The sequence below is a fragment of the Streptomyces calidiresistens genome (genome assembly GCF_014141525.1).
GTDB classification, from domain to species: Bacteria; Actinomycetota; Actinomycetes; order Streptomycetales; family Streptomycetaceae; genus Streptomyces; species Streptomyces calidiresistens.
On sequence record NZ_VKHS01000387.1, the window covers coordinates 1 to 5,128 of the forward strand.

Below are 5,128 nucleotides of genomic sequence, written 5' to 3' on the forward strand. Positions count from 1 at the left end.
GGACGCCCGACGGCGGCGGTGGGGGTCTCCCCCGCCCCCGGTCCGCCGGGCAACGGGCCGCGGCCCGGGTGCCGATGGGCAGAAGGGGGGACACAGTCCTCCTCGGAGGGAAAGTACGGCCACGGGGTGCGGGTGGAGATCCCCGCGGCGGCGGCGATGGCCTCGGCGGGGGTACCGGCCACGCCCCGGGTGGTGACGGGCGGACGGCAGCGGGGACGCCCCGTTCTCCCGGCCATGCGGGGCTCCCCTCCTCGACCGTTCGGGCCGTTCGGCCGGTTGCCGTCCCCTCCACCCCGACTTACCGTCACTGTGCGACAGAAACCACCGGCCCCCCTTCCGCACACCACCCGCACACCACCCGCCCGCCGCTCCGGTAACGCGCCGGGCGAGCCGAGGAGTCCCGGCATGAGCAGCACCACCGGCCTCGACGGCCGAGTCGTCATCGTCACCGGCGCCGGTTCCGGCATCGGCCGGGCCACCGCCCTCGCCTTCGCCCGGGAGGGCGCGAAGGTCCTGGTGGCCGACCTGAACAAGGAGACCGCCGAAGCCGTGACGGCGGAGATCACCGACGCCGGGGGCACGGCCGCCGCCGTGATCGGCGACCTCTCCGAGCAGGCCGTCGTCGACGAGGTCGTCACCACGGCGGTGGAAAGCCTCGGGGGAGTCGACGTCCTGGTGAACAACGCCGGGATCATGGACGGCATGACCGCCGTCGCCGACATCACCGACGCCGAGTGGGAGCGGGTGCTGCGGATCAACCTCACGGCGCCCTTCCTCCTCAGCCGCGCCGTGCTGCCGCACATGCTGGAGAAGGGGCGGGGCTCGATCGTCAATGTCGCCTCCGAGGCGAGCCTGCGCGGCAGCGCCGCCGGAGCCGCGTACACCGCCTCCAAGCACGGGGTGATCGGCCTGACGAAGTCGCTCGCCGTGATGTACCGCGACCACGGCGTCCGCGCCAATGCCGTGGCCCCCGGCGGCACCGCCACCGGCATGGTCCCGAACGTGGACCCGGCCGGGCTCGGACCGCAGGTCCTGGGGCGGTACATGGGGGCCGTCGGCCGGATCTCCGAATCGGAGGAGCAGGCGGCGGTGATCGTCTTCCTCGCCTCCGACGCGGCCTCCAACATCAGCGGCGCGATCCTGCCGGTGGACAACGGCTGGTCGGCGGCCTGAGCGGACCGCCCCCGCCCCGGCGGAAGCGCCTCCGGGAACGCCGGAGGGCCGGCACCCGTGACGGGTGCCGGCCCTCCGCGTGTCCGGACCGGGCGGGCTCAGCCCTGCACGCCCAGCCGCTCCAGGATCAGCTCCCGGGCCCGGGCCGCGTCGGCCTGCCCCCGGGTGGCCTTCATGACGGCGCCGACCAGCGCGCCGGCCGCCGCCACCTTCCCCCCGCGGACCTTGTCGGCGATCGCCGGGTTGGCGGCGATCGCCTCGTCCACGGCGGTGCCCAGGGCGCCGTCGTCGGAGACGATGGCCAGGCCGCGCCCCGCCACCACCTCGTCCGGCTCGCCCTCGCCGGCGAGCACGCCCTCGATGACCTGGCGCGCGAGCTTGTCGTTGAGGGTGCCCTCGGCGACCAGCTCGGCGACCCGGGCCACCTGTACGGGGGTGATGGGCAGCGCGATGAGGTCGACACCCTGCTCGTTGGCGCGCCGGGCCAGCTCGCCGAGCCACCACTTGCGGGCGGCGGCCTGATCGGCCCCCGCCCCGATGGTGGCGACGATCGGGTCCAGCGCGCCCGCGTTGAGCACCGACTGCATCTCGTGCGCGGTCAGGCCCCACTCCTCGCGCAGCCGGTTGCGGCGCACCCGCGGCGGCTCCGGCAGGGAGGCGCGCAGCTCCTCCACCCAGGCCGGGTCCGGGGCCACCGGCACCAGGTCGGGCTCGGGGAAGTAGCGGTAGTCCTCCGCCTCCTCCTTGACCCGGCCGGAGGTGGTGGAACCGTCCTCCTCGTGGAAGTGGCGTGTCTCCTGCACGATGGTGCCGCCGGAGGAGAGCACCCCGGCGTGCCGCTGGATCTCGAAACGGACCGCCCGTTCGACGCTGCGCAGCGAGTTGACGTTCTTGGTCTCGCTGCGGGTGCCGAACTTCTCGCGCCCGTGCGGGCGCAGCGAGAGGTTGACGTCGCAGCGCATCTGGCCCATCTCCATGCGGGCCTCGGAGACCCCCAGGGAGCGGATCAGCTCGCGCAGCTCGGCCACGTACGCCCGGGCCACCTCCGGCGCCCGCTCACCGGCGCCGACGATCGGCTTGGTGACGATCTCGATCAGCGGGATGCCCGCCCGGTTGTAGTCCAGCAGCGAGTGCGAGGCGCCGTGGATCCGGCCGGTGGCCCCGCCCACGTGCGTGGACTTGCCGGTGTCCTCCTCCATGTGCGCCCGCTCGATCTCCACGCGGAAGACCTCGCCGTCCTCCAGCTGCACGTCGAGGTGGCCGTTGAAGGCGATGGGCTCGTCGTACTGGGAGGTCTGGAAGTTCTTCGGCATGTCCGGATAGAAGTAGTTCTTCCGGGCGAATCGGCACCAGCGGGCGATCTCGCAGTGGAGCGCGAGACCGATCCGCACGGCGGACTCCACGCCGGTCGCGTTGACGACCGGCAGGGCCCCGGGCAGGCCGAGGCACACGGGGCAGGTCTGGCTGTTCGGCTCCGCCCCGAGGGCGGTGGAACAGCCGCAGAACATCTTGGTGGCGGTGCCGAGCTCGACATGGACCTCCAGGCCCATGACGGGGTCGAAGGACGCCAGGGCGTCCTCGTACGACACCAGGTCGATGACGGTCACGGGGGTGCGTACCTCTCGGGTGGGCTGCTCTGCGGTCCGCGACCGCTCAGCTGTCGAACAGATCTGTGGAGTCGTCGTTCATCCGGCGCAGCTCACGGGCGAGCAGGGCGACACCGGTGACCAGGGCGGCGGCGGAGATGATGCCGTCCACCAGTTCCAGGGTGTCGTGGTCGCGACGGGCGGTGCGCAGCTGGCGGACGACACCGACGACACCGAAGAGCGAGGTGCCGATGGACAGGTAGGTGCCGGCCTTGGACTTCTTCTTGACGTTCACAGTGCTGGTGCCTCCTCGAGGATCGGGTGTCCCCAGCGTGCCCCGAAAGCGGCCTCGACGGCGGCTCCGACGCGGTAGAGGCGGTCATCCGCCATCGCGGGGGCGATGATCTGCAACCCCACCGGCAGACCGTCCTCGGGGGCCAGGCCGCAGGGCAGCGACATCGCCGCGTTGCCGGCGAGGTTGCTCGGGATGGTGCACAGGTCGGCGAGGTACATGGCCATCGGGTCGTCCGCCCGCTCGCCGATGGGGAACGCGGTGGTCGGGGTGGTGGGCGAGACGATGACGTCCACCTGCCCGAAAGCGCGCTCGAAATCCCGGGAGATCAGGGTGCGGACCTTCTGGGCGCTGCCGTAGTACGCGTCGTAGTAGCCGGAGGACAGCGCGTAGGTGCCCAGCATGACGCGGCGCTTGACCTCGGGGCCGAAGCCGGCCTCCCGGGTGAGGGCGGTGACCTGCTCGGCGGAGCGGGTGCCGTCGTCGCCCACCCGGAGGCCGTAGCGCAGGCCGTCGAAGCGGGCGAGGTTGGAGGAGCACTCGGAGGGGGCGATCAGGTAGTAGGCCGCCAGCGCCTTGGTGAAGGACGGACAGGACAGCTCGACGATCTCGGCGCCGAGCCCGGCGAGCAGCTCCACCGACTCGTCGAAGCGCCGCATCACACCGGCCTGGTAGCCGTCGCCGCGGAACTCGGTGATCACGCCGACCCGCAGACCCTCGACCGAGCCGTTGCGGGCGGCCTCGACCACCGGGGGGACCGGCGCGTCGATGGAGGTGGAGTCCAGCGGGTCGTGCCCGGCGATCACCTCGTGCAGCAGGGCCGCGTCGAGGACGGTCCGCGCGCAGGGTCCGCCCTGGTCCAGGGAGGAGGAGAAGGCGACCATGCCGTACCGGGAGACCGCGCCGTAGGTGGGCTTGACACCGACGGTGCCGGTGACGGCGGCCGGCTGGCGGATCGAACCGCCGGTGTCGGTGCCGATGGCCAGCGGCGCCTGCCAGGAGGCGAGGGCCGCGGCGGAGCCACCGCCGGAGCCACCGGGGATGCGGGTGAGGTCCCACGGGTTGCCGGTGGGGCCGTAGGCACTGTTCTCGGTGGAGGAGCCCATGGCGAACTCGTCCATGTTGGTCTTGCCGAGCACCACGACGCCGGCGTCCTTCAGCCGCTTGGTGAGGGTGGCGTCGTAGGGCGGGATCCAGCCCTCGAGGATCTTCGAGCCGACGGTGGTGGGCACGCCCTCGGTGGTGAAGATGTCCTTCAGCGCGAGCGGCACACCCGCCAGCGGGCCGAGCGGCTCGCCCGCGGCGCGGCGCTCGTCCACGGCGCGGGCGGCGGCCAGCGCGCCGTCGCGGTCCACGTGCAGGAAGGCGTGCACCTTCTCGTCGACGGCGTCGATGCGGGCCAGGTGGGCCTCGGCGACCTCGACGGCGGTGAACTCGCCGGCGGCGATGCCGTCGGCGATCGCGGCGGCGGTCATCCGGGTCGGGTCCGGGGAGGGGATCCCGGTCGTCGTGTCGGTCATGGCGGTCACTCCTCCCCCAGGATCTGCGGCACCTTGAAACGCTGCTGCTCCCGGGCCGGGGCGCCGGAGAGCGCCTGGTCGGGGGTCAGGCCGGGGCGGACCTCGTCCGGACGCATGACGTTGGTCAGCGGCAGCGGGTGGGAGGTCGGCGGCACGTCCTCGTCGGCGACGTCGGAGACCGCGGCGACGGCCCCGATGATGTCGTCGAGCTGAGCGGCGAAGTGGTCGAGCTCTTCGTCCTTCAGCTCCAGACGCGCCAGCCGGGCGAGGTGGGCTACCTCCTCGCGCGTGATGCCGGGCATGTGGGGATCCTCTTGACTCGTTGAGGGGTGGGTTCGCGCCCAATCCTAGGCCGAGCGGAGGGGCGGACGCGCATCGGTTTGCCCGGTCGGTCCGGCGCGACCGCGCCCCGGTGCCCCGCCCCGGGTGCCGGGAGGGTCCCCGTTCCTCAGGGCCGGCTCGGTGCCCCTCCGCCGGCCGGCTCCCGGCCGGGCGGGGGAACCACCCGGCCGGTGCCACCGGCGACCGGGGGCGCGGGGGTCGGGGACGCGACGGCC

At 73.3% G+C, this 5,128-nt stretch carries 5 protein-coding genes and 1 pseudogene; 1 reads left to right on the plus strand and 5 read right to left on the minus strand.

The window, feature by feature from the left end; genetic code table 11:
- Positions 1–236 (minus strand): annotated as a pseudogene (locus tag FOE67_RS29395) (hypothetical protein); the annotation flags it as partial.
- Between the two features lie 169 nt (positions 237–405).
- Here FOE67_RS29395 and FOE67_RS15990 point away from each other — a divergent pair.
- Positions 406–1,173, plus strand: coding sequence for an SDR family NAD(P)-dependent oxidoreductase (locus FOE67_RS15990; RefSeq protein ID WP_182664839.1), 768 nt, complete (start codon positions 406–408; stop codon positions 1,171–1,173).
- Positions 1,174–1,271: 98 nt separating this feature from the next.
- Here the strand turns inward: FOE67_RS15990 and gatB are convergent, their stop codons facing one another.
- From gatB to gatC, 4 genes are read right to left on the minus strand one after another with little or no spacing between them, the layout of a single operon-like run.
- Entirely contained in the window at positions 1,272–2,780 is a 1,509-nt protein-coding gene (gene gatB / locus FOE67_RS15995) for an Asp-tRNA(Asn)/Glu-tRNA(Gln) amidotransferase subunit GatB (protein WP_182664841.1), read from the minus strand.
- A 46-nt stretch (positions 2,781–2,826) separates the two neighbouring features.
- Positions 2,827–3,054, minus strand: coding sequence for a hypothetical protein (locus tag FOE67_RS16000; RefSeq protein WP_182664843.1), 228 nt, complete (start codon positions 3,052–3,054; stop codon positions 2,827–2,829).
- On the minus strand, positions 3,051–4,571 hold the full coding sequence (gatA, locus tag FOE67_RS16005; RefSeq protein WP_182664845.1) for an Asp-tRNA(Asn)/Glu-tRNA(Gln) amidotransferase subunit GatA: 1,521 nt from the start codon (positions 4,569–4,571) through the stop codon (positions 3,051–3,053). The genes FOE67_RS16000 and gatA overlap by 4 nt, the downstream gene beginning before the upstream one ends.
- 5 nt (positions 4,572–4,576) lie before the next feature.
- Positions 4,577–4,873, minus strand: coding sequence for an Asp-tRNA(Asn)/Glu-tRNA(Gln) amidotransferase subunit GatC (gatC, locus tag FOE67_RS16010; RefSeq protein WP_182606612.1), 297 nt, complete (start codon positions 4,871–4,873; stop codon positions 4,577–4,579).
- Between the last annotated feature and the right edge of the window lie 255 nt (positions 4,874–5,128).

Coding starts and splice junctions, on each gene's coding strand:
- FOE67_RS15990 (WP_182664839.1), top strand. CDS start 406: ATGAGCAGCACCACCGGCCTCGACGGCCGAGTCGTCATCGTCACCGGC.
- gatA (WP_182664845.1), bottom strand. CDS start 4,571: ATGACCGACACGACGACCGGGATCCCCTCCCCGGACCCGACCCGGATG.
- gatC (WP_182606612.1), bottom strand. CDS start 4,873: ATGCCCGGCATCACGCGCGAGGAGGTAGCCCACCTCGCCCGGCTGGCG.